General features: G+C 66.2%; 21 protein-coding genes, 1 tRNA gene and 1 riboswitch. Of the genes, 14 read left to right on the top strand and 8 right to left on the bottom strand.

Annotated features, from left to right (window positions below):
* Positions 1 to 86 precede the first annotated feature (86 nt).
* Positions 87 to 2,648, bottom strand: a complete 2,562-nt coding sequence (locus V5740_RS05725; RefSeq protein WP_347304108.1) for a TonB-dependent receptor — start codon at positions 2,646 to 2,648, stop codon at positions 87 to 89.
* Positions 2,649 to 2,978: 330 nt separating this feature from the next.
* On the opposite strand from V5740_RS05725, the gene V5740_RS05720 reads away from it, so the two are divergent.
* Complete coding sequence (locus V5740_RS05720; RefSeq protein ID WP_347304107.1) at positions 2,979 to 3,299, top strand: GCN5-related N-acetyltransferase; 321 nt, start codon at positions 2,979 to 2,981, stop codon at positions 3,297 to 3,299.
* A 65-nt stretch (positions 3,300 to 3,364) separates the two neighbouring features.
* Here the strand turns inward: V5740_RS05720 and V5740_RS05715 are convergent, their stop codons facing one another.
* Complete coding sequence (locus tag V5740_RS05715; protein WP_347304106.1) at positions 3,365 to 4,063, bottom strand: pirin family protein; 699 nt, start codon at positions 4,061 to 4,063, stop codon at positions 3,365 to 3,367.
* Positions 4,064 to 4,175: 112 nt separating this feature from the next.
* Here V5740_RS05715 and V5740_RS05710 point away from each other — a divergent pair, with 112 nt between their 5' ends.
* On the top strand, positions 4,176 to 5,105 hold the full coding sequence (locus tag V5740_RS05710; RefSeq protein WP_347304454.1) for a LysR family transcriptional regulator: 930 nt from the start codon (positions 4,176 to 4,178) through the stop codon (positions 5,103 to 5,105).
* A 9-nt stretch (positions 5,106 to 5,114) separates the two neighbouring features.
* Here the strand turns inward: V5740_RS05710 and V5740_RS05705 are convergent, their stop codons facing one another.
* Both V5740_RS05705 and V5740_RS05700 read right to left on the bottom strand, forming a co-directional pair.
* The gene (locus tag V5740_RS05705; RefSeq protein WP_347304105.1) at positions 5,115 to 6,035 is read right to left on the bottom strand and encodes a pirin family protein; all 921 of its coding nucleotides are present in this window, start codon (positions 6,033 to 6,035) and stop codon (positions 5,115 to 5,117) included.
* A 112-nt stretch (positions 6,036 to 6,147) separates the two neighbouring features.
* A complete protein-coding gene (locus V5740_RS05700; protein WP_347304104.1) occupies positions 6,148 to 7,071 on the bottom strand; it encodes a formylglycine-generating enzyme family protein in 924 nt (307 codons plus the stop codon).
* A 159-nt stretch (positions 7,072 to 7,230) separates the two neighbouring features.
* On the opposite strand from V5740_RS05700, the gene cobO reads away from it, so the two are divergent.
* From cobO to V5740_RS05660, 8 genes are all read left to right on the top strand, one after another.
* Complete coding sequence (cobO, locus tag V5740_RS05695) at positions 7,231 to 7,851, top strand: cob(I)yrinic acid a,c-diamide adenosyltransferase (RefSeq protein ID WP_347304103.1); 621 nt, start codon at positions 7,231 to 7,233, stop codon at positions 7,849 to 7,851.
* Between the two features lie 23 nt (positions 7,852 to 7,874).
* A riboswitch (cobalamin riboswitch) is annotated at positions 7,875 to 8,073 on the top strand.
* Between the two features lie 118 nt (positions 8,074 to 8,191).
* A complete protein-coding gene (locus tag V5740_RS05690) occupies positions 8,192 to 10,036 on the top strand; it encodes a TonB-dependent receptor (RefSeq protein ID WP_347304102.1) in 1,845 nt (614 codons plus the stop codon).
* Positions 9,984 to 10,853, top strand: coding sequence for an ABC transporter substrate-binding protein (locus tag V5740_RS05685; RefSeq protein ID WP_347304101.1), 870 nt, complete (start codon positions 9,984 to 9,986; stop codon positions 10,851 to 10,853). The genes V5740_RS05690 and V5740_RS05685 overlap by 53 nt, the downstream gene beginning before the upstream one ends.
* On the top strand, positions 10,850 to 11,818 hold the full coding sequence (locus V5740_RS05680; protein ID WP_347304100.1) for an iron ABC transporter permease: 969 nt from the start codon (positions 10,850 to 10,852) through the stop codon (positions 11,816 to 11,818). Before V5740_RS05685 ends, V5740_RS05680 begins: the two co-directional genes overlap by 4 nt.
* Entirely contained in the window at positions 11,809 to 12,558 is a 750-nt protein-coding gene (locus V5740_RS05675; protein WP_347304099.1) for an ABC transporter ATP-binding protein, read from the top strand. The genes V5740_RS05680 and V5740_RS05675 overlap by 10 nt, the downstream gene beginning before the upstream one ends.
* A gap of 31 nt (positions 12,559 to 12,589) precedes the next feature.
* Entirely contained in the window at positions 12,590 to 13,657 is a 1,068-nt protein-coding gene (locus V5740_RS05670; protein ID WP_347304098.1) for a homocysteine S-methyltransferase family protein, read from the top strand.
* A gap of 5 nt (positions 13,658 to 13,662) precedes the next feature.
* A complete protein-coding gene (gene metH / locus V5740_RS05665) occupies positions 13,663 to 16,368 on the top strand; it encodes a methionine synthase (RefSeq protein WP_347304097.1) in 2,706 nt (901 codons plus the stop codon).
* Between the two features lie 175 nt (positions 16,369 to 16,543).
* A complete protein-coding gene (locus tag V5740_RS05660; RefSeq protein ID WP_347304096.1) occupies positions 16,544 to 16,954 on the top strand; it encodes a ModE family transcriptional regulator in 411 nt (136 codons plus the stop codon).
* A gap of 60 nt (positions 16,955 to 17,014) precedes the next feature.
* On the opposite strand, the gene V5740_RS05655 is transcribed toward V5740_RS05660, so the two are convergent.
* Positions 17,015 to 17,893, bottom strand: coding sequence for a 2-dehydropantoate 2-reductase (locus V5740_RS05655; protein WP_347304095.1), 879 nt, complete (start codon positions 17,891 to 17,893; stop codon positions 17,015 to 17,017).
* A gap of 103 nt (positions 17,894 to 17,996) precedes the next feature.
* On the opposite strand from V5740_RS05655, the gene V5740_RS05650 reads away from it, so the two are divergent.
* Complete coding sequence (locus tag V5740_RS05650) at positions 17,997 to 18,812, top strand: APH(3')-I family aminoglycoside O-phosphotransferase (protein ID WP_347304094.1); 816 nt, start codon at positions 17,997 to 17,999, stop codon at positions 18,810 to 18,812.
* A gap of 68 nt (positions 18,813 to 18,880) precedes the next feature.
* On the opposite strand, the gene V5740_RS05645 is transcribed toward V5740_RS05650, so the two are convergent.
* Positions 18,881 to 18,971: transfer RNA gene (locus V5740_RS05645), tRNA-Ser, on the bottom strand.
* 99 nt (positions 18,972 to 19,070) lie between these two features.
* On the opposite strand from V5740_RS05645, the gene V5740_RS05640 reads away from it, so the two are divergent.
* Genes V5740_RS05640 through V5740_RS05630 form a run of 3 tightly spaced genes read left to right on the top strand, consistent with a single transcriptional unit; the run spans position 19,071 to position 20,927 of the window.
* Entirely contained in the window at positions 19,071 to 19,475 is a 405-nt protein-coding gene (locus V5740_RS05640; RefSeq protein ID WP_347304093.1) for a metallopeptidase family protein, read from the top strand.
* A gap of 40 nt (positions 19,476 to 19,515) precedes the next feature.
* The gene (locus V5740_RS05635) at positions 19,516 to 20,493 is read left to right on the top strand and encodes a peptidylprolyl isomerase (protein WP_347304092.1); all 978 of its coding nucleotides are present in this window, start codon (positions 19,516 to 19,518) and stop codon (positions 20,491 to 20,493) included.
* Positions 20,494 to 20,531: 38 nt separating this feature from the next.
* Positions 20,532 to 20,927 (top strand): MerC domain-containing protein, encoded by a 396-nt coding sequence (locus tag V5740_RS05630; protein WP_347304091.1) that lies wholly within the window; start codon positions 20,532 to 20,534, stop codon positions 20,925 to 20,927.
* A gap of 4 nt (positions 20,928 to 20,931) precedes the next feature.
* On the opposite strand, the gene V5740_RS05625 is transcribed toward V5740_RS05630, so the two are convergent.
* Positions 20,932 to 21,747 carry an NYN domain-containing protein gene (locus V5740_RS05625; RefSeq protein WP_347304090.1) on the bottom strand — a complete coding sequence of 272 codons (816 nt, stop codon included), beginning with the start codon at positions 21,745 to 21,747 and terminating at the stop codon, positions 20,932 to 20,934.
* A complete protein-coding gene (locus V5740_RS05620; RefSeq protein WP_347304089.1) occupies positions 21,747 to 23,840 on the bottom strand; it encodes a bifunctional (p)ppGpp synthetase/guanosine-3',5'-bis(diphosphate) 3'-pyrophosphohydrolase in 2,094 nt (697 codons plus the stop codon). Before V5740_RS05620 ends, V5740_RS05625 begins: the two co-directional genes overlap by 1 nt.
* Positions 23,841 to 24,018: the final 178 nt, after the last annotated feature.

Here is a 24,018-nt window from a genome sequence, read left to right as displayed (position 1 = left end):
GAACGATCATGTTCCCAAACAAAAACGGGGAGACGCCGCAAGACGCCTCCCCGCAATTATCGTCATCGCCACATAGGCGCGATCGATCAGAACCCTGCGGTGAAGGACACCGAGAAGGTCCGCGGCGCACCGATCTGGACGTTGGGAACGCTGCCCGGCGTGCCCGTGAACACGCCATTGCCCAGCACGTTGCCCTGGTTCAGGCCGGCAGTGTAGGTGCCGGCATACAGGTCGTCGAACAGGTTATAGACGTTCACCTGCACGAAGGTGCGGTCGTTCAGGCCGGCCCATTCCATGTTCACGCGGGCATCCAGGTTCACCAGCCAGTAGGCCGGGGTTTGGGCGCCAAAGACCTCAACCGGGGCGGTTGCCGTACCGGCATAGACCGGCAGGTTGGTGTCGTAGATGAACCGACCGCCGGTCCGCTTGGCGGTGGCGCCCAGGTCCACGGGGCCGAGCATCACGCGGGCCTGCGCACCGTAGCTGTATTCCGGCGCACCGCTTTCACGATTGCCCGCGGTGGCGACGAAGATCGGCACGCCATTGCGCACGCCGCTCTGCACGTCTTCCTTGATCTCCGAGTGGAGGTAGGAGCCGAACACGCCCACGAAGACTTCCGGGATCGGAGTCACGTTGATGCTGCCGTCGATACCGTACTTCTCCACGTCACCCAGGTTGCGGTAGACGTTGCGATCGGTTTCCGGATCGTAGGCCGATGCGAGACGGTTGGCATACTTGGTGTACCAGCCGACCGCCTGCGCCTGCACGATCGAGTTGGTATAGCGAAGACCCAGATCGAAGTTGTCGGTCGTTTCCGGATCGGGGTTGGCCGGGCCGGCGTCGGGTGCGAAGAAGAACGAGTTGTACAGCGCGTCCGTGCCGGGGACCTGCAGCCCCTTCGAGTAGTTGAAGAACAGCTGCAGCGGATCGGTCAGGTCGAAGGTGAAGCCGGCGCTCGGCAGGACCTTGTTGTAGTCCAGCTCACGCTGCTGCGGACCCTGGATGGTCGGGCGGGCCGCGGCATAGGCCGCGTTGGCCGCATCCGTGGCGAAGCAATCCACGAAGCCGCTGTCGCTGGTGGTGAAGCAGTTGTTCTGCAGGTCACGCGTGAAGAACGGCGCACGCAGGCCGGCAACCACGTTGAGGCGGCCGTTAATGAAGGCGCCGCGATACTCGCCCGACACCTGGTGCAGGATCGCCTTGCTTTCGCGGTCGCGCTTCTGCAGCACGTTGCCGTCCCGATCGGTGATCGGGTTATCGTAAGCCGGCATGGTGCTGATCGGCTCGCCATTGCCGTAGACGAAGCCTGCTTCGCCGGTCTGGCGGTGATCGCCATAGTCCAGCGTGTAGGCGAGGCGCACGGTGTGATCGGGCGTGATGTCGTAGATCAGGTTGGAGATCACGCCATAGCGGTTGGTGCGCGTCTGGCTGGGCTGCACGACCGTGACGCGATCGAGGATGTCGCCATCGCCATTGAGGTCGCGACCGAAGTAGAACTGGCCGCCGACATTGCCGGTGAGACCGCTCGGGATGCCACCGGACAGGCTGGTCGGGGTCAGGCTTTCGAACGCAGCGATGGTGCCGCCGCCGTTCGCGCGGGTCCACTGGAAGCTCGGCTCGACCGTCAGCACCAGCTGGTCGGTCAGCGTGAAGCGCCCGACGCCGCGGATGTTGCCGGTCTTGGACGGGTTGTAGCGGCGGTCGAATTCGGTACCGCAGGTGTTCGCAATATCAGCCACGCCCGGGCGGGCTTCCAGGTTGACCGCGCAAGGATAGTTGATGTCGTACTCCGCCTCGCCCCGGTTAAGCGGGAAGCGATTGGCCGAGCCCGGACCGACGACGCGGCCGCCAGTGGTGTCGGTGCGCAGCGGCACCGAGCCGAAGAAGTTGTTGCGGTTCTCGTTGTAGTGCGCGGCAATCCAGACGTAGTCGTCGCCGGCCAGCGGCTGGTAAATCTTCGCGTTGAACTGGGTCTTGTCGACCTTGCCGTAGTTGTTGATCGGATTCTTGTAGTCCTGCTTGCTGGCCGAGATGAACGCACGCAACCCGCTGCTGGTCAGCGCACCGGTATCGAACATGCCGAAGATGCGGAACATGTCGAAGTCACCGGCCGAAACGGAGAACAGCGCGCCCATGTCCTCGCTCGGCGTGCGGCTCTGATAGTTTACGGTCGAGCCGGAGGCCGCGGCTGTCGGGCTGTCGATGTCGGTCGAACCCAGGTTCACATTGACGTTGTCGATGATCTCGGGATCGAGCTGCTGGTTCGAATAGATGGCGTAGTTGCCGGTGTCGTTCAGCGGCAGACCGTCAAAGGTCAGGCTGATGCGGTCGGCGGAAAAGCCGCGGATCGACAGCTGACCACCGCCGGAACCGTAGGCGTCGTTGTTGGTGAAGGTGACGCCGGGAATGATGTTGATTGAATCAAGCACCGTCTGACCCGGCCCGTTCCGCTCCAGCTGCTCCTGCGTCAGGACCTGCTTTGCACGCGGGGTCTGCGGCATCAGAATGCCCTCAACGTCGCGCGTGACGGAGCCGCTGACGACGATGGCTTCGCCTTCAACTTCGGTGGAAGCGGCGGACTGCGCCAGCGCCGTGCCGGGGATGGCGAGCGCGAGGATCGAGCAGCCGCCAAAAAGGATGTTCTTCATTGCGAGGATTTCCTGCCTGCGATGGGGTGAGCTGTAGCTGGACGCGTCGCACCGCACCGGGCCCGCCGTCCTTGCGAGCGGCTAGATACAAATATTGTTACAGTGATGCGACATCTTTCGCGCTTGCCGCAAAGGCGGCATGTCCGCGTAAGTGACTGTTTTTGCGCGACACAAGCGCGAAGACGGGAGATCGAGGCCGTTTCGCCGGCAACTTCTCTGCCGCAGTGCGGCATGGATACAACACTTTGCCGGGAACAGTGTGCGGTTACGAACGTAGGGCGGCGCGTCCGGCTGCTTGCCGAGATGCGTGCAACGTCACACATCACTGTAATGAACGAATCCCGCCAGCTTGGACGCACAGCCCTGGAAGCTGAATGGCTGGACCTGGTACGCCGCCGCCTGCCCGCTCTGGCGGACGAACGCGACTGGCCGATCCGCCTGGATCATTGCTTCGCCCGCGTGCTGCTCGACAATGCGGTGGGTGGGTGCTGGTACGATTTCATCAGTGGGCGACCTGCCTATCGCCAAGCGAGCGATGCGCAGCTGGGGGAGGCGGTCGCGTTGGGGCTGGCGGCGGAGGCGGGCGGGTTTGACCTGCCCGCTGCCAATGCGCGATCGCTGCGCTGGCGGGGCAAGGAGGGGGCCCACTAGCCAGATCGCCGATACGAGGAAGGACGGACCGCCGGCCCGTCCTTCCCCCATGTTCGCCGATGCCTTTAGGCGGCGTCGACCAGCACGACCTCGCTGTCTTCCAGCGCGGTGATCCGCAGCACATCCTCGTCCCGGATGGCGGCACCGTCGCGGGCATTCACCCGCTGCCCGCCGATCTCCACCGCGCCGGTCGCCGGCACCAGGTAAGCCCGCCGGTTGCGACCGAGGGGGTAATCCGCCGTCTCGCCCGCCTTCAGCGTAGCGCCCACGACCCGCGCATCGGTACGGATCGGCAGCGCGTCGCCATCTTCGTCGAAGCCGGAAGCAAGCGTCACGAACTGACCTGCACGTTCCCCCTTGGGGAAAGGACGCGCGCCCCAGCTTGGCTGCTCGCCCGTGCGGGTCGGCTGAATCCATATCTGGAAGATGCGGGTGGTCACATCCTCCCGGTTGTACTCGGCATGGGCGATGCCGGTGCCCGCGCTCATCACTTGCACGTCACCCGCTTCGGTCCGCCCGTGATTGCCGAGATTGTCCTGGTGGGTGATCGCCCCTTCGCGAACATAGGTGATGATCTCCATGTCACGGTGGGGATGCGGGGGAAAGCCGCTGTTGGGAGCGATCGTGTCGTCGTTCCACACCCGTAGATTGCCCCAACTGGTGCGCGCCGGATCGTAGTAGTTGGCGAAGGAGAAGTGGTGCTTCGCATCCAGCCAGCCGTGATTGGCGCCACCCAGGCTGTCGAAAGGTCGCAGTTCGATCATGTCGGTGTCCTCCTGTGCAAGCCGGTCGAGCCGGCTGTTGGGCACCAAATAGACGGCTGTGTGTCGCCGGAAAACCTGTATAAAGCTGTGCCAAATGTTCGAGAGAATGGAAATGAGTGCCGTAGGTACGCCCACGTTCGACCAGTTGCGCATCTTCCTGGCGGTGGTCGAAACGGGCAGCTTCGCCGCGGCCGGCCGTCGGCTGAACCGGGCGGTCAGCGTCGTCAGCTATGGCGTCGCCAATCTGGAGGCGCAGCTTGGCGTATTGCTGTTCGACCGCGCGGGCACCCGTCGGCCGCAACTGACAGAGGCGGGCCGCGCCGTACTGGCGGAGGCGCGAACCGTAGCCAGCGGCATGGATGGGTTGAAGGCCAAGGTACAAGGCCTGCTTGAAGGATGGGAGGCGGAGGTCACGCTGGCGGTGGACGTGATGCTTCCTGCCGCGCGACTGGGAGCATTGCTGCGCGCTTTTGCCGTGCATTGTCCGACCGTCACCCTGCGCCTGCACGTCGAGGCACTGGGGGCGGTGGCAGCGCTGGTGCTGGATAGGCGCGCGGCAATCGGCCTGTCGGGCCCGCTGCCCGGCGGCACGGACGGGCTGGAGACGCGCGCTGCCGGCAGTGTGCCGCTGGTGCCAGTCTCGGCGCCCGATCACCCGCTGGCACGGATGGAACGGATCACGCCGGGCGCGGGGCGCGACCATGTGCAGCTGGTGCTGACCGATCGATCTCCGCTGACCGACGGGCGGGACTTCGCGGTCCTGTCGCCGCGGACCTGGCGGCTGGCTGATCTTGGCGCCAAGCATCAGTTGCTGCGGGAGGGGATCGGCTGGGGCAACATGCCGCTGCCCCTGATCGAACCCGATCTGGTGGCAGGCACGCTGGTCCGGCTGGCCATGCCGGACGATCCGGGCGGCACCTACCGCTTTCATGCGATCAGCCGCCGTGACCGCCCGCCTGGCCCGGGAGGCACCTGGTTGGTGGAGCAGATGGTGGCCCTGGGACTGGAGGATCGGCCGTTGCCGGGCGCGGCCGATCTCTAGTCAAGTCCGTCAGGGATAGCGGACGGGCTTCGGTTCGTCGGGCAGGGGAATGAATTCGTGTTCCTGCGGCACGTCGGCGAACCGGCGCGCGCGCCAATCCTCCTTCGCCTGCTCAATACGGTCGGCCCGGCTTGAGACGAAGTTCCAGTAAATGTGGCGCTTCTCGGGGAAGGGTTCCCCGCCGATCAGCATCAGCCGCGCACCGCGCGCGCTGGCCAGGACGATCTCTGCGCCGGGCTTGAACACGATCAGCTCCCCGGCGGCGAAGCCGCCATCCTGCCCCTCGGCCGTGACCTCGCCTTCCACCAGGTAGACCGCGCGTTCCACATGCTCCGCCGTAAGTCGATAGCGGGCGCCAGGGGCAAGCACTATGTCGGCATAGACCATGTCGGACAGGGTACCGACCGGGGACACGAGCCCGTCATGGCTGCCGGCGATTAGCGTCAGGCGCATGCCGGCATCCTCCACCACAGGGATCGCGTCGGCGGCGTAGTGGTCGAAGGCGGGCGCGGTCTCCTCCAGCGCGGCGGGCAGGGCGACCCAGGCCTGCAGCCCGAACAATCCGCCACCGGCCGCGCGCACCTCCGACCCGGTGCGTTCGGAATGAACGATGCCGCGGCCGGCGGTCATCCAGTTGACTTCGCCCGGGCGGATCGACTGGACCGAACCGACGCTGTCGCGGTGCAGGATCTCGCCATCCAGCAGATAGGTGACCGTCGCGAGGCCGATATGTGGGTGCGGGCGCACGTCCAGCCCTTCGCCCGAACGGAACGCGGCCGGGCCCATCTGGTCATAGAAGATGAAGGGGCCGACCATGCGGCGATGTGCACTGGGCAGCGCGCGGCGCACGGTGAACCCATCTCCCAGATCACGTAGCGGGGGCAGTATGACCGCGTCGACCCCGTCGACGGTACTGGTGCGGAGCGTCATGTCTTTCTCCAACGCAAGGATACTGGCGGGATGTTGGCGCAGCACGGTCGTGCAGGAAAGGCGGATAAACCTGCCTGATCCGTTCGAGAGACTGGAAAAGCCATGGTAACGGTCAGACCGTTATGGCGCAGCGAAATCCAATATGGGTGGTGGCGCTGTCGACCGTTTGGGGGTGTCGCGCCGCTGGCCGGTAACGTTGGCAGTAATTGGGGGCGCAAAGGTGCGATCCGCCCTTCAGCACCTTGCGCCCGATCTTCATTGCCGGCATCGCAGGGTCGTAGCTGTCGCGCTTGCGCCCACCGCGCGGGTTCGGGATCGCGCAACAGGATGCCGCCTTGCCGGCCCTCGCCGGAGCTGTACCGCTCGGCAGGGCGTACCAGTCGCTGGTCCATTCCCAGACATTTCCGATCATGTCGAACAGGCCATAGCCATTCGCCGGATAGGTCCCGACGGGAGAGGTCCGCTCATAACCGTCGAGCTGCTGGTTGGAGAAGGGAAACAGGCCCTGCCAGTAATTCGCCAGCATCGCGCCGCCGGGCGCAAGCTCATCTCCCCAGGCGTAATCGGTATCCGCGCCGCCACGCGCCGCGAACTCCCATTCGGCCTCCGTCGGCAGGCGCTTGCCTGCCCAGGTCGCGAAAGCCACCGCATCTTCATAGGAAACGTGAACAACCGGGTGATCACCCAGCCCGTCGATTGTGCTGTCGGGGCCCAGCGGATGGCGCCAGTCGGCACCGGCGCGGAAATGCCACCATTGGTTGAAATCAGCGAGGTCAACAGGGGAGCGGGTCTTCTCGAATACCAGCGATCCTGCGATCGCCAGCGCGGGGTCCAAACCTGGATAGTCGGCCGGATCGGGGATGCGCTCAACCTCCGTGACATAGCCGGTGGCGGCGACAAACGCGGTGAAGGCGGCGTTCGTGACCGGCACCGCGTCGATCAGGAAGCTGTCCACCCGCACTGGGCGAACCGGCGCCTCTTCCGGATAGAAGCGGTCCGAACCCATCTGGAACCGGCCGCCTTCGATATGGATCATGTCTGATCCGCGCGCGGATGCAGCCGTGGCCATCCAGCTTCTACCTTTCGTTTGTCAAACCGATGCGGTCGGTCTCCTGTAACCCATGGTCGGACGCAGGGCGAGGTTCGGCGTCAGTTCCGCCTTGTCGTGTGTCGATGGCCGGACCAGAAGCGCTGCATGTCCGATCCCTCGCAACACGTCGACCATTCCCGCCACAATGCCCGCATGAAGCGGATGAAGGTGGCTCGTGACAAGCTGCAGGCCCGTCGCACGGCGGAACGCGGGCTGCTGATTGTTCATACCGGCAACGGCAAGGGCAAGTCTTCGGCTGCGTTCGGCATGGCGATCCGGTCAATCGGCTGGGGCATGCGCGTCGCAATCCTGCAATTTGTGAAAGGTACGTGGGAGACGGGGGAACGCAATTTCTTCGCCGCGATGCCGCTTGATCTCGTCAGCTTCGAGAGCATGGGGGAGGGGTTCACCTGGGACACGCAGGATCGGGCGAAGGACATTGCAGCCGCCCGGCGCGGGTGGGAACGGGCGAAGGACCTGATCGCCGACCCGGAGATCGACTTCGTGATCCTGGACGAACTCAACATCGTGCTGGCCGACGATACTTTGCCGTCGGCGGAGGTGCTGGCGTTCCTGCGCGAGCGGCCTTTGGCCAAGCATATCTGCATCACCGGCCGCGGCGCGCGGGCGGAACTGGCCGAGATGGCCGACCTCGTGACAGAGTTCGGAGAGGTGAAGCACCCGTTCAATGCCGGCTTCAACGCGCAGAAGGGTGTGGAATATTGACGCAGCCGGCGAGCGGCGCTTAAGGCCCCTAGCGTGCGAACGGTTCCCCGGAAGCGGGGATGAAAAGGGAAGTCGGGACCGGCCATGGGCCGAAGCCCGCGCTGCCCCCGCAACTGTGATCGGGGAATTTCGCCCGCAATGGCCACTGGATCTCGATCCGGGAAGGCCGGGCGACATGGTGATCCGAGAGCCAGGAGACCTGCCGGGCGCAGTCGATCCATCGTGCGGACGGGGTGTGCCGCGCGGACGAGGCCGAAATCCTCGAGAGGCGACAGGGCGTTTGGCCTTCGTACGCGCATGTTGTGGCGCGGCGGTGGCCCTTGATGGATTGGGCTTGTCAATGAAGGTTTCTTATCTGCTGGCCGCAGCGCCGGCGGTGCTGGCCGTGTCTCCCGCGGGGGCGCAGGAGCGGGGAGGCGACATCATCGTCACCGCCATTGGCGCACCACAGGATGCCTCCACGACCGGCCAGGCGGTGACGGTGATCGACCGCGACATGATCGAGCAACGGCAGACCATCGCGATCAGCGACCTGCTGGCGACCACGCCGGGAGTTACCGTGACGCGTAATGGCGGCTTGGGCACGTTGACCAGCCTTCGCATACGCGGCGGGGAAGGCGACCAGACGTTGGTGCTGATCGATGGGGTTCGGGTCAACGATCCGGCGGCGCCGGGCGGCGGGTTCGACTTCGCCAGTCTGCTGGCCACCAATGTCGAACGGGTGGAGGTGCTGCGCGGGCCGAACTCCGTCCCGTGGGGCAGCCAGGCGATCGGCGGCGTGGTCAACATCATGACCAAGGCCCCGTCCGAAGGTCTGCAGGCACGCGGCAATGTCGAATATGGCAGCATGGATACGCTGTTCGCCAGCAGCGGCGTATCCGGTAGCAGCGGCATCGTGTCGGGCGCACTGACCGGCGGGTATTTGCGCACTGACGGCATCTCTGCATTCGACGGCGGCGCGGAGCGGGACGGGTATCGGCAATATGGCGCCAGCGCGCGGGGCGAGGTGGCGTTCACGCCCGACCTGGGGCTGGACCTGCGCGGTTTTTGGGCGGACAGCCGGACCGATCTGGATGGCTTCCCCGCGCCTGCCTTCGCCTTCGCCGACACGGATGAATACTCCACCGCCGAGGAGCTGTACGGCTATGCTGGCCTACACGCCGACATTCTGGACGGGCGCTGGCGCAATACGATCGCATTCCAAATTGCCAACGTGGATCGCGACAATTACGACCGGGATGCAGGGGCGGAGCCGCTGTTCCTGACGCGCGGACGGTCGGAACGCTACACCTACAAGGGCGACATCGACGCGATGGACCGTGTGCGGTTGATCGTCGGCGCGGAGCATGAGGATACGCGCTTCAGCGATGGCGTGCAGGGCTTCAGCCGAGGCACCACCAGCGTGTGGGCGGAGGCGATCACGACGCCTCTGAACCCGCTGACCATTACCGGTGCGATCCGGCATGACGATGACGACGCATTCGGCGGTCGCACCACCTTCGGCGCGAATGCTGCGCTTGCGGTAAGGGCGGGAACGGTGCTGCGAGGCTCCTACGCCGAAGGGTTCAAGGCGCCGACCCTGTACCAGTTGTATGCCCCCTTCTACGGCACGGCCAGCCTGCGGCCGGAGACCGCGGAAAGCTGGGACGTTGGCGTCGAGCAGCGCCTGCTGGGCGATGCCCTGCTGGCGAGCGCGACCTGGTTCCACCGCGATACGGTGAACCAGATCGATTTCGATCCGCTCACCTTCACCTACTCCAACATCGCCCGCACGCACGCCAACGGGTTAGAGATCGGGCTGGTGGCCCGCCCGGTCGAGGGATTGACCCTCGCTGGGTCGTACAGCCTGATCGATACGGAGAACCGCAGCGTCGGGTTCGAGGGCAACCAGCTGGCCCGACGCCCACGCCACAGCGGCAGCGTTTCGGCCGATTACCGCTTCGCCTTCGGCTTGTCGCTTGGGGGCACGGTGCAACTAGTCGGCGACAGCTTTGACAATGCGGCGAACACCGCGCGGCTGGATGGCTACACGCTGGTTGCTGTCCGGGCGGAGATGCCGGTGGCGGAGCGCTGGTCGATTTACGGCCGGGTCGAGAACGCCTTTGACGAGGAATACCAGGTCGTCCGCGGCTATGGCACTATCGGGCGTGCCGTTCATGGCGGCGTGCGCCTGCGGTTCGACTAAGGCGATGCGCCGGCTGCTGCCCCTGCTCCTGTTGCTGCTGGCCGGGTGTGCCCCGGCGGGCGAGCAGCGGCAGGGTGGCATCGTGTCGCTGAACCCGTGTTCGGACCAGTTGCTGCTGGCGCTGGTGCCGGCCGGGCGGATTGCGGCGATCAGTCACTACTCGCAACAGGCCGGCGCCACCTCCGTGCCGCTGGACGTCGCCCGCGGGCTGCGTAGCACGGGCGGCACGGCGGAGGAGGTGATCGCGCTGGCGCCCAGGCTGGTGGTCGCGACCAGCTACACGCCCCCTGCCACTCGCGCCGCCTTCGCCAAGGCTGGTCTGCGGGTGCTCTATCTCGACAGCCCCACGACCATCGCCGCCAGCAAGGCGCAGGTTGCCGAACTGGCGCACGCGATCGGCGCGGAGGCGCGCGGCGCGGCGATCAATGCCCGGATTGACCACGCGGTGGCGGGGGCGCGATGGAGTGGTGCGGCGGTTCCGGCGCTGCTCTATATATCGGGCGATCTGGCAAACGGGGCCGGCACCTTGCTGCACGAGATGATGCAGGTGGCAGGCTTCAGGAACGCGGCGGCGGATTACGGGCTGGCAATGACCGGGTCGCTGCCGGTGGAGATAATACTGACCGATCCCCCCGCCGTGATCCTCAGCCCCGATAGGGGCGGGCGGACAGCGGCGCTCCGCCGACGACTGCTGGAGCGGACTGACGCGGACACCCGAGAGGTCACGTTTCCGCGCGAACTCGTGAATTGCGGCGGGCCGACGATACCGGCGGCACTGGCCCGGCTTGCGGCGGTGCGACGACAGGTGGCGCCATGAGGCGCGTGACGCTGCTGATCTTGCTGGTTGTCATGGTGTTCGCGCTGTTCTTCGCCTCGCTGTCTGTGGGCAAGGCAGTCGTGCCACTGTCCGCTTGGTGGGCGGGCGACGCACGCTGGTCTATCATCGCAGAGTTGCGAGTACCACGCGCCGCACTGGCGACCTTGCTAGGCGCGTCGCTGGGTCTGTCGGGCGCGGTGATGCAAGGATGGCTGCGCAACCCGCTGGCTGACCCTGGCGTGCTCGGCACGTCGAGCGCCGCTGCACTGGGGGCCGTCGCGGCGATCGTACTGGGCGGGGCGAGCCAATGGGGTATTTTCGCTGCGGCGATGCTTTCGGCGGGTGGCGGGCTGGCGCTGCTGGCGGCGCTGACGTGGCGGGCGGAGACGCCTGCGGCCTTCGTGCTGGCGGGTACGGTGCTGGCCAGCCTGGGAGCCGCATTGACGGTGTTCCTGATCTCCATTGCGCCCAACCCCTATGTCGTGGCGGCGGCGATCGACTGGCTGATGGGCGCGCTGACCGATCGCGGCGCGGAAGACCTCGCTCATGCCGCGCCGTTCATGCTGGCCGGCTGTGCGCTGCTGCTGACGACTGGGCGCAGCCTGGATGCGCTAACGTTGGGGACGGATGCGGCGCGCTCCCTCGGCATCAGCCTGTCGCGGTTGCAGGCGCTGGTGATCGCCGGGGCGGGCCTGTGCGTCGGCGCCGGAGTGGCGGCCACAGGCGTGGTCGGCTTCGTCGGGCTGGTCGTGCCGCACATGCTGCGACCGCTGGCCGGTGCACGGCCGGGCGCGCTGCTGTTGCCAAGTGCGCTGGGCGGGGCGGCGCTGGTGCTGGCGGCGGACATCCTGTGCCGCCTGGCGCCGGGCGCGGGCGAGGTGCGGCTGGGCGTGGCCATGGCGCTGATCGGAGCGCCGTACTTTCTGGTGCTGCTGCTGGGCGAGCGGGGCCGGTCATGGGGCTGAGCATCGAGAACCTGCAGGTGGTGTTGAGCCGGCGGCACGTGCTGCGCGGCGTGACCACCAGCTTCAAGCCCGGCCGCGTGATCGCGGTGCTGGGAGCCAACGGCGCGGGTAAGTCCACCTTGCTGCGTGCCTGCGCCGCGCTGCTGCCGGTCAGCGGTGGCCACGTCTTGCTGGACGGCCGCAACGTGGCGGCGCTGCCGCCGAGGGAACGGGCACGCGCGATCGGCTACCTGCCGCAGGATGCCGCCGTGCACTGGAACATGCTGGTGCGCGAGCTGGTGCAACTGGGCCGCCTGCCGCATGGCGACATCGATCCGCAGACGATCGAGGCGGCGCTGACCGCCACTGATACGGCGCTGCTGGCCGACCGGCCAGTCCGCTCCCTCTCCGGTGGGGAACGCGCGCGAGTGCTGCTGGCCCGGGTGTTGGCGGGAGAACCCGCCTGGCTGCTGGCGGACGAGCCGTTGGCGAGCCTCGACCCGCTGCACCAGTTGGAAACCTTAAAGATGTTGCGGGCAACGGCGGGGCGGGGCGTGGGGGTGGTGCTGGTGCTGCACGATCTGACGCTGGCCGCCCGCGTCGCCGATGACGTCTTGCTGCTGAAGGATGGTGCCGAACTGGCCAACGGCCCGGCAGGCGAGGTGCTGACGGCGGCGAACATAGCGGCAGCCTACGGTGTTGACGTGACGATCCTGGCGCAGCCTGACGGGCCGGTGATCGTGCCTCAGGGCCCGGCTTGAATATATAAGCAATCACTTATATGCGCCCCGGATGGCCAATCTCCAGTTCGCCCCGCCGGGTGCCCGCGAGGCGTTGATCGCCGCCGCGCAGGATCGCATCCTCATCACCGATGGCGCTTTCGGCACCGAGATCCAGAATTGGAAGCTGAGCGAGGCGGATTATGCTGGCACGCTGGCGCTGGGCCACGATCAGAAGGGCAACAACGACATCCTGGCGCTGACCAAGCCGGAGGTGCCCGAAAGCATCCACCGCGCCTATTTCGCGGCAGGGGCCGACATCGCGGAGACGAATACCTTCTCCGCCAACCGCATCAGCCAGGCCGATTACGGTGCGGAAGGGCTGGTGCAGGAGATCAATTGGGAAAGCGCCGCCATGGCCCGCCGCATCGCGGACGAGTTCGCCGCGCAGGACGGCCGGCGCCGCTATGTGGCGGGCGCGATCGGGCCAACCAACAAGACCCTTTCGCTCAGCCCAGACGTCAACGATCCCGGATATCGGGAGATCGACTTTGACTACCTGAAGGATGTCTACCGCGAACAGGCCGACGCCCTGATCGAAGGTGGGGCGGACTTCATCCTGATCGAGACAGTGTTCGACACGCTGAACGCCAAGGCCGGCATCATGGCCGCGCAGGAGGCGGCGGACGGCTTCGGCCGGGACGTACCGATCATGCTGTCGATGACGCTGACCGACCTTTCCGGTCGCAACTTGTCCGGCCATACGGTGGAAGCGTTCTGGCATGCGGTGCGCCATGCGCGGCCAGTGACGATCGGCCTTAATTGCTCCTTCGGTGCGGAGCAGTTGCGACCGCATGTGAAGACCCTCAGCGAGACCTGCGACACGCTGATCATGGTCTACCCAAATGCCGGCCTGCCTAACGAACTGGGCCAGTATGACGAGGCGCCGGAAACCACCGCCGCACTGGTGCGCGACTGGGCGGAGCGGGGGCAAGTCAATGTGCTGGGCGGCTGCTGCGGCTCCACCCCCGCGCATATTCGGGCGATCGCTGCTGCCGTCGCCCCGCTGCAGCCACGCGTGATCCCGACACCGGCGGTGCGCACGCGCCTGGCTGGCCTCGAACCCTTTACCATGGCGTGATCGACATGACCGAACAGGCATCCTCCGTCCGCTTCGTCAATATTGGCGAGCGGACCAACGTCACCGGATCGGCGGCGTTCAAGAAGCTGATCATGGCGGGCGATTATGAAGCCGCAGTCTCCGTCGCGCTGAACCAGGTCGAGAACGGCGCGCAGATCATCGACGTCAACATGGACGAAGGTCTGCTGGATGCGGTGGAGGCGATGACCACCTTCCTGAAGCGGATCGCGGCCGAGCCTGACATCGCCCGCGTGCCGGTGATGATCGACAGCTCCAAGTGGGAGGTGATCGAGGCGGGCCTGAAATGCGTCAGCGGCAAGCCCATCGTGAACTCCATCAGCATGAAGGAGGGTGAGGACAAGTTCCTGCACGAGGCGCGGCTGTGCATGGCGTACGGCGCCGCCGTGGTGGTTATGGCCTTCGACGAGGTCGGTCAGGCGGATACGGAGGATCGCAAGGTCGAGATCTGCCAGCGCGCCTACAAGCTGCTGACCGGCATGGGCTTTCCGCCAGAGGACATCATCTTCGATGCTAACATATTCGCCGTGGCGACAGGCATCGAGGAGCACAACAATTACGGGGTGGACTTCATCGAGGCGGTGAAGCGCATTCGCGCAAGCTGCCCGCACGCGCACTTTTCCGGCGGCCTGTCGAACCTGTCCTTCAGCTTCCGCGGCAACGAGCCGGTGCGCCGGGCGATGCATTCGATCTTCCTGTATCACGCCATTCCGGCTGGCCTCGACATGGCGATCGTCAATGCCGGGCAGTTGGACGTGTACGACCAGATCGACCCCGAACTGCGCGAGGCGTGCGAGGACGTGATCCTGAACCGGCCACAGCGCGATCCGGCCGAGACACCGACCGACCGGTTGGTGCGCATTGCCGAGCGCTATCGCGGGCAGAAGGCAGGTGGCGCAGACGACAAGGCAGCGCTGCAATGGCGCACCCTGCCGGTCGCCAAAAGGCTTGAACATGCGCTCGTGCGCGGCATCGACGCCTTCGTGGTGGAGGATACCGAGGAGGCGCGGCAGGCGGCAGCCAAGCCGATCGAGGTGATCGAAGGCCCGCTGATGGATGGCATGAACGTTGTCGGCGACCTCTTCGGTAGCGGCAAGATGTTCCTGCCACAGGTGGTGAAATCGGCGCGCGTGATGAAGAAGGCGGTCGCGCACCTCCTCCCCTTTATCGAGGCGGCCAAGGAGCCGGGCGCCAAGGGCAAGGGCAAGATCGTCCTCGCCACGGTAAAGGGCGACGTGCACGACATCGGCAAGAACATCGTCGGCGTGGTCCTCCAGTGTAACGGGTTCGAGATCATCGACCTGGGCGTGATGGTGCCATGGAAGACGATCATCGATGCCGCCAACGACAATAATGCCGACATGATCGGCCTGTCAGGTCTCATCACCCCCTCCCTGGACGAGATGGTGACGGTGGCGGAGGAGATGGCCCGCGCCGGCATGACCATGCCGCTGCTGATCGGTGGGGCCACGACCAGCCGGGTGCATACCGCGCTTCGGATCGATCCGGCTTACAAAGGCGCGGTGGTGCATGTGCTGGACGCCAGCCGCGCGGTGGGCGTCTGCACGCAGCTGGTGTCGGACACGCAGGCGGAGGATTTCACCGCTCGCACCAAGGCCGAATATGACGAGGTCCGGGTCAAGCGCGCCAATGCTGGCGGATCCACGCTGGTCCCGCTGGAACAGGCGCGCGCCAATGCGTTTGAGGCCGACATGGCGCTGAAGCCGCCCGCGCCCGTGCAACCAGGCATCCACCGCTACGACGATTGGGATCTGGCCGATCTGGCGGAGGTGATCGACTGGACGCCGTTCTTCCGGTCATGGGAACTGGCGGGCAACTTCCCTGCGATCCTGGATGACGCGGTGGTGGGGGAAAGCGCGCGCAGCCTGTGGGCGGATGCGCAGGCGATGCTGGCGCAGATCATCGCGGAAAAGTGGCTGACTGCGCGGGGCGTGGTCGGGCTGTGGCCGGCGCACCGGCATGGCGACGACATCTTCGTGCAGAACCGCCATTCGGCCGACCATCGGAGCCCTGACGGCGCCAGCGTGCCGGCCGGGTTCGCCGTGCCGGATATGGACCGCAGCAACGAAGGCAGCACCCGGCTTGCCATGCTGCGGCAGCAGGTCGCCAAGCGGGAAGGGCGTGCCAATATGTGCCTGGCCGATTTCATTGATCCTGCCGGCGACTGGCTGGGCGGGTTCGCCGTGGCGATCCACGGCATTGACCAGCATCTGGCGCGGTTCCGCGAAAGCCACGACGATTACAACGACATCCTGCTGAAGGCGCTGGCCGACCGCTTCGCCGAAGCCTTCGCCGAACGCCTGCACCAGCATGTCCGTACGACGCTGTGGGGCTATGCGCCGGAAGAGCAGCTGACCAACGAGGCGCTGATCCGGGAGCAATATCGCGGCATCCGCCCGGCGCCCGGCTACCCCGCCTGTCCGGATCACACGCTGAAACCGCAATTGTTCGCCATGCTCGCTGACGGTGGTGATGACGTGGCCGGCATCACGCTGACCGAGAGCATGGCCATGCTGCCGACCGCCGCTGTCAGCGGGTTCTATTTCGGACACCCGCAGGCGGCCTATTTCGGAGTCGCGCAGATAGGCATGGACCAGGTTACGGACTACGCCGCACGGCGTGACCTGCCTGTCGAGGACGCGCAGCGCTGGCTGCGGCCAAACTTGACCTGAGGAACCAGGCGCGGGGGCTGGTCTTTGGTTGCATCGCTCCGCCGGCAGGTTCTAGCTGAGGGGACATGATGATCAGCGCCTGCAAGCAGATCGCCGATGAATGCAGCGGCGCTCGACCCTCCGTCCGCCAAATCGGCGATCGTGGCTCACCGCATCGGAATGAACGGCGGGCGAGATGCTGATCGGCCCGCTCAAGCTGAAACTGCAGCTCGTCTGTGGGGACAGCTTCGCCATGGGACCGGGCAAGGCAGACCTGCTGGAAGCGATCGACCGTGAAGGTTCGATCAAGGCCGCCGGCCGCGTGCTGGGCATGAGCTATCGCCGTACCTGGCTGTTGGTGGACGAGATGAATCGCTGCTTCAGCGAACGGCTGGTCGATACGCTTGCCGGTGGGGGCCGCGAACGCGGTGCGCGGCTGTCAGCTCAGGGCCGTACCGTGCTGGAAGCCTATCGGGAGCTGGAGGCCGTGACAGCGCAGGTGACTGGGAGCGCCGCCTATGAGCGCCTCGTGGCGGGACTGCTGGACCAGCCGCGCCCGCCGAAATCCGGGTCGGCGGTCAGCGAGCCTGCACCACCGCTGCGGTAAGCGCCGCCTCCGCGCTGCCGATGACTTTCAAGAGGTGGCGGTCGGCTGCAGCCAGCCGCCTCAGCGTGCCGTCAGCAGGACGTGCGCCATTGCATTCAGCGGTGCCGTCAATCCGTTTCGTGCCGCAAGGCGTGCGATCACCCCGTTGCGCGCATCCGCCTCCGTCTGGCGACCGGCCTGCCGATCGGCATGTATGGAATTGACGGAGTCCGGGTCGCTGGCGCGGTAGCCCGCGACAACCTCGTCCGGCAGGGTGTCGCCCAACGTGGCACCCTCCGCCCGGCCGACCGCGACGCATTCGCGCACCAGCGCTCGCATCAGTTCGGCAATATCCTCTTCAGCGGCAATTCCGGCGGGCTTCAGGGTGAGAGCGTTAACCGCACCGGCGCAATTGATGGCGAGCTTGCGCCACGCCGCACTCTGCCAGTCGGCAATCGGCTGCACGTCAATCGGCGTGTCACGAAAGAGTGCGGCAAAGGCGCGGCCATTGTCGTCCGCCGGGATCAGGATGGAGCCGTCCCGGCGTTGCAGCACCCGGCCGAGAGCTTGCCGTTCCGCCGGGATGTCCACGATCGCCGGCACCTGCCGGTCACGGCCGGGCGTCGTGAAGCGCGTCAGGTGCTCCACCCCGTTCTGCAGGATCGCCAGCCGCGTGGCCGGGCCTGTCAGTGCGTCGATCCAGGTGGCGGCGCCCGCGGCATCGTAGGTCTTGGTCGCGACGATGACCCAGTCGACCGGGGCTGCCTGCGCCACTTCGCTTAACAGCCCGGGTACGGTGTCGATCACGCGAGAGGGTGTTTCGACATGCAGGCGGTCGAAGTGGCTTCGCACACAGAAGGTCACTTCCAACTGGCTGTTGGTGGTCAGCCATGCCCCCACCGTGGCGCCGATCGCGCCTGCCCCCACGATCGCGATCCGCGTCACTTTGTCGCTCCCCATTATCGGACATCTTCCGTCCGGCCTGTCTCGCCGATCCTTGACCGTTGGCAAGCCATTTCGGATCACAGGAGGCCAAGGCCACAGGACTGATTGGGGAGCAATCATGCGCAAGGAGGCGGAACGGGAGGAAGCCTGCGCGGCAATGGAGGTGCCGGCCTGCATGTCAGCCGCGCTGTCCGGCTACCGATGGTCCAGGAACCTCGTCGGGAAGGCCGGCGCTGCCGTCTACCAGCTGCATGGCCGGTCAGACGCGCCCGATCTGTTTCTCAAGCAAGGCGAGGGGATACTTGCCGACGATCTGATGGCGGAGGCGGCGAGGCTGCGCTGGATGGCGGGCCGCGTCCCCGCGCCTGCGGTTGTGCGCTTCGTCATGACGACGGATACGGCGTGGTTGCTGAGCACGGCGCTACCGGGAGAAACCGCTTACCAACGCCTTGTCGCCTGTCCTAACGATCGGCCCGCCATTGTCGATGCGTTGGCGGTTTTCCTGCGGCGGCTGCACGCGGTCCCGGTTGCCGCGTGCCCCTTCAGCAGCGATCACGCCTACAGGCTGTTGCTGGCGAAGGAGCGCATCAAGGCTGGACTGGTCGATGAGAGCGACTTTGACGAGGAGCAGGAAGGGTGGACCGCGGGGCAGGTGTGGGATGCGCTGCAAAGCCTGCTGCCGCTCGCGCCTGATCCGGTGGTCACCCATGGAGACTTCTCGCTCGACAATCTGCTGATGGTCGCTGGCGAGGTCGTCGGCTGCATCGATGTGGGTCGCGCCGGAATTGGCGACCGCTACCAGGATCTCGCGGTACTCTGGAACTGTCTCGGCGAGTTTGGCGCCGACCTTCAGGATCGGCTGTTCACCGAATATGCGATCGAGCCGGACCGACGAAAGCTACGGTTCCACCTGTTGCTGGACGAGCTGTTCTGAGGCGTCGATCGGCAGGGTTGGGCCATTTCCCTGCAGGCGTGACGCGGTCCCTTGTCGGAACCGGTATTTGGCGGAGCGGGTGGGATTCGAACCCACGATACGCTTTTGACGTATACACACTTTCCAGGCGTGCGCCTTCGACCACTCGGCCACCGCTCCGCATGCCTGCTGGCAAGAGCGCGGCCCCTAGCGAGCGGGGCGACGCATGGCAAGGGTTGTACTTGTCACCATCGACAGGGACAGTACGCTCAAGCCATCATGTCACGCATTTTCGACCTGTCGCCCGATCTTTCCGACATCGAAAACATGGCTCGCGATGCGCTGGGCCGGATCGGAGAGCCGTTCGCCAGCCACCTGGCGGGCGTGCGGCTGGTGGTGGAGGATTTCGCCGACGAGGAGACCCTGGCGGAATTGGGGATCGAGGACCCCTTCGAACTGACGGGGCTGTATGAAGGGCTGCCGGTCGGCGCCAAGAGTATCGATCATTCGGGCACGATGCCGGACCGCATCCGGCTGTTCCGCCGTGCGATCCTGGACGAGTGGGTAGAACGCGGCGACGTCACCTTGGAGCATCTGGTCGCGCATGTGCTGGTGCACGAGGTCGGGCATCATTTCGGCCTGTCCGACGGTGACATGCATGCGCTGGAGGATGCGGCAGGCTGATCGCGCTTGCGCCGATCGCACGGGTTGGCAGGATGGTCGCATGCGTTTTCTCTCTCTTGCCGCCATCTCCCTCGTTCTGCCTGCCGCCGCGCTGGCGCAGGACAGCGTGCCACCCACGCCTACATCGGTGATCGCGGCTGCGCCGGCGGCGGAATGGCGTACCATCCCACCGGCCGATCTGCTGGTGATGGAACTGGCACCCGACGCTGCAGGCCGGACGCGGCAGGTGGTCATACAGCTATTGCCGCCGCCCTTCAGCCAGGGCTGGATCGGCAATATCCGCACCCTGGCACAGGCCGGTTGGTGGGACGGCACCAGCGTTTATCGCGTTGTCGACAATTGGGTGGCGCAATGGGGTGCGGGGGAGGGTGAGGACCCGGCCACCTCCGCCAAGCCGTTGCCGCCGGACATCATGGCGGTTCCCGAAAGCGCCTATATCACCCCGGTCGAACGTGGGCCGGAGGATGGGCGCGATTACGTGCTGACCGGGCCGGATCGGCGAGAGCCGATCACCGTGAGCAGGTGGATAGATTCCTACGCCATCGGCGCCCATGTCGCCGGCTGGCCGCTGGCGCTGGATAGCGAGGGTGGCGGGACGGCGTGGCCGGTTCATTGCTATGGCGCAGTGGGCGTGGCGCGCGATATGTCGCCCGACACGGGCACCGGTGCCGAGCTATATGCGGTGATCGGCCATGCGCCCCGCCAGCTTGACCGCAACATCGCGGTAGTCGGCCGGGTCGTCGAAGGAATTGAGCACCTCGCTACGCTGTCGCGCGGCACCGGAGAGGCGGGCGTCTACGCCACGGAGGCGGAGCATACCCCGATCCTCTCCATTCGACTGGGCGACAGCCTACCAGCGGACGCTCAGCCACGGTTCGAATATCTCGCCACCGATGGTGCCAGCTTCGCCGCCTACCTGGCGGTGAAGGCCAATCGGCGCGACAGCTTCTATCTCCAACCAGCGGGCGGAGTGGATCTGTGTAACGCGCCGGTTCCGGTGCGGCGCGTGGAAATGTGATATTGTAACACTGACTTGCCTGCGCTATCTGGCCCGGCATGGTTCCGGATCAGCCCGCTCGCCGTACGTCGCTCGCCATGCTGGACAGCTTCGCCGTCGTGGCGTCTGTGGCGTGCATGGTGCATTGCCTTGCGCTGCCGTTGGCGCTCGCTCTGCTGCCGATCCTCGCGGAGACGCTGTTCGCCGGCGAGGCCTTCCACGTGGCGGTTCTGTTACTGGCTGTGCCGACCAGTGCGGTAGCATTGTGGGGCGCGACGCGGCGGCCGGAGGGCAGGGCATGCCTGCTGGCGGGTGCGGCCGGGCTGTCGCTGATGGCGCTGGGTCTGTTCATGCCGACCGACCGGGCGGAGACTGCGGCCACCGTGGCAGGCAGCCTGCTGCTGGCGGGCGCGCATCTGGCAAACTGGCGGGCACGGACTGTGCGACTCGCCTGAAGCGTCAGACCTCCGGCGCCTTTGTCCGGTCGGTGTTGCGGCGATCGGCGACATAGCGCTGCCCGGCGGCCTCCACGATCTCGAACAGGCCGGTCGCCTCGAACAGGGTTGGAAAGTTCTTGCAGCCGTAATTGCGTGGGTCGATCGGCGCCTGCCGCTTGGCTGCGCTGCCCGCGGTGCCGAGCAGCGCCCAGCCATCGTCACGCGCCGCCGCCTCCACCGCGCCGCGTAGGATGGTGACGAGCTTGGCATCGAGCGCCAGCGGCTTGTCGGGCCTGGTAGGTGCGTCGTCCTTCTTCGGCTCGGCCGGCTTCTTCGCTTTGGCGGATTTGGCCGGCGCGGCCTTCCTGGGTGGCAGCGGCTCCGATCCCTCCGGCTCCTCCAAGGTGTCGAGGTAGAGGAAGGTGGTGCAGGCGTTCACGAAGGGGTCGGGTGTCTTGCGTTCCCCGAAGCCATAGACGTCGTGCCCGTTGGCGCGCAGTTGCATCACCAGCGGCGTGAAATCGGCATCGCTGGAGGCGAGGCAGAAGGCGTCGGGGCGCTGCGTGTAGAGCAGCTCCATGGCATCGATCACCAATGCGATGTCAGTGGCGTTCTTGCCGGTGCTGTAGTTGAACTGCTGGATCGGGCGGATCGCGTGGGCGTGCAGCTTCTCCGTCCAGCCCTTCAGCCCCTGGCTGGCCCAGTTGCCATAGGCGCGCCGGATGCTGGCGGTGCCGTACTTGGCCAGTTCCGCCAGCATGGCCGCGATCTTGGTGTGGGATACATTGTCGGCATCGATCAGCAGGGCAATGCGACGGTCGGCATTGTCACGCGCCATCAGACCCGCTCCACTTCCGCGACCGCGTCACTGGCGCGCAGCGCGCTGCGGATGCGGGTGAGGTGGGCGAGATCCTGGACCTCCAGATCGACCACATAGGTGTGGAACGGATCGTCGCGCCGCTCGGTCAGATCCAACCCGATGACGTTGGCGTTGTTCTTGGCGAATATGCCGGCCATCTCCGCCAGCGTGCCGGTGCGGTGGTACAGCACCGCCCGCAGGCGGCCGACTGCACCGCGCGACTGTTCGCCCCAGCCAAGGTCCAGCCAGTCCTCTGTCTCTTCCGCGGCCAGGCGCGGGCAGTCGATCGTATGGATGACCACGGTGCCACGGGCGGAGCCGTCCTCCTCGTGCAGGCCGACGATGCGGTCGCCGGGCACAGGGTGGCAGCATTCTGCGAGGCGGAAGCCGGTACCCGGACGCAGGCCCTGGATGGTGATGGCGCGCTCCTCCGGCTCGGCCGGCAGGTCGGCGGTGCTGCCGGGCACCAGCGCCTCCATGACCTGCCTGGCGGACAGGCGAGCGGCGCCGATGGCGTGCATCAGGTCGTCCTCGTCATCCATGCCGAGACGGTCCAGCGCCTCCCGGATAGCCTTGCGGCCAACCTTGGTGGGCAGGCGATCGGTGATCTCCTCGTACAGGCGGCGGCCGGTCTCCACCACTTCGGCCCGCTCCTTGGCGCGGAGCGCGCGGCGGATGGCGGCGCGGGCCTTGCCGGTGGTGACGAAGCCGAGCCAGCTCAGCTGCGGCTCCGCGCTCTGCCCCTTGATGACCTCCACCACGTCGCCGTTTTCCAGCACGGTGCGCAGCGGTACGTGGCGGCCATTGATCTTGGCGCCGACCGCCGCCGCGCCGAGATCAGTGTGGACGGCGAAGGCGAAATCGACCGCGCTCGCCCCCTTGGGCAACTGGAACAGCGCTCCCTTGGGCGTGAAGGCGAAGATGCGATCCTGGTAGATCGCCATCTTCGTGTTCTCGAGCAGCTCCTCTGCATCGTGGCTGGCATCCACGATCTCGATCAGGTCGCGCAACCAGCCGACCTGCCCGTCGGGGCGGTCGCCTTGCTTGTACGCCCAGTGTGCGGCCAAGCCGAACTCGTTGGTGCGGTGCATCTCCCCGGTGCGGATCTGCACCTCCACCCGCATCGAGTTCTCGTAAATCAGCGCCGTATGGAGCGAGCGGTAGCCGTTGCTCTTGGGTGTGGAGATGTAGTCCTTGAACCGGCCGGGCAGGAACTGCCAGACGGTGTGCAGGACCCCGAGCGCGCGGTAGCAGTCGCCAACCGATTGCGTCAGCACGCGAAAGGCCATGATGTCCGTCACCTGGTCGAACGCCACGTGCCTTTCGGCCATCTTGCGCCAGATGGAATAGGGCTGCTTCTCCCGCCCCCAGACCGCCACCTGCAGGCCGGCGGCGGCCAGCGCGTGCTTGATGGCTAGAGCGACCTTGTCCACCTGCCCATGGTCGGTGCTGCGCAGCTGTTCCAGCCGGCCGGTCAGGGTGTGGTAGGCGTCGGGCTCCAGCTGCTCGAAGGCGAGGGCCTGCATCTCCCGCATGTATTCGTACATGCCGACCCGTTCGGCGAGCGGGGCGTAGATCTCCATGGTCTCGCGGGCGATGCGGCGGCGCTTCTCCGGGCTCTTGATATAATGGAGCGTGCGCATGTTGTGGAGCCGGTCGCCGAGCTTCACCAGCAGGACGCGGATGTCCTCGCTCATAGCCAGCAGGAACTTGCGCAGGTTCTCCGCCGCCCGCTCGTTCTCCGCCATCGTCTCGATCTTGGAGAGCTTGGTCACGCCGTCCACCAGCCGGGCGATGTCGGGGCCGAACTGCGCCTCGATGTCGGCGATGGTGGCGAGCGTGTCCTCCACCGTGTCGTGCAGCAGCGCGGTGGCGATGGTCTCCTGATCCAGCTTGAGGTCGGTCATCAGCCCGGCGACTTCCACCGGGTGGCTGAAATAGGGGTCGCCGCTCGCGCGCTTCTGGCTGCCGTGCTTCTGCACGGTGAACACGTAAGCGCGGTTCAGCAGCGCCTCGTCCGCATCGGGGTCGTAGGCCTTGACCCGTTCCACCAGTTCATATTGCCGCAGCATTGCTATACGATGTGCGGATTGTTGCGCGAAGGGCAAGACTTTATCGCGCGAAGGGGTGAGGTGGTTCTGCCCCGCCGCCCGCTGTGCCGCAAGCGGCGCCCTGGGGCGGTGACCCGAAAACGCTGGAAGTTTACACTAAGTTGACACCTACCTTGGCCCGGGGTGACGGGCAGGATGA

The sequence above is a fragment of the Croceibacterium sp. TMG7-5b_MA50 genome (assembly GCF_039830145.1).
In the GTDB taxonomy this organism is placed as follows: Bacteria; Pseudomonadota; Alphaproteobacteria; order Sphingomonadales; family Sphingomonadaceae; genus Croceibacterium.
Note: the sequence above shows the minus strand (reverse complement) of the source record. Positions and strands in the feature narration are given on the sequence as shown.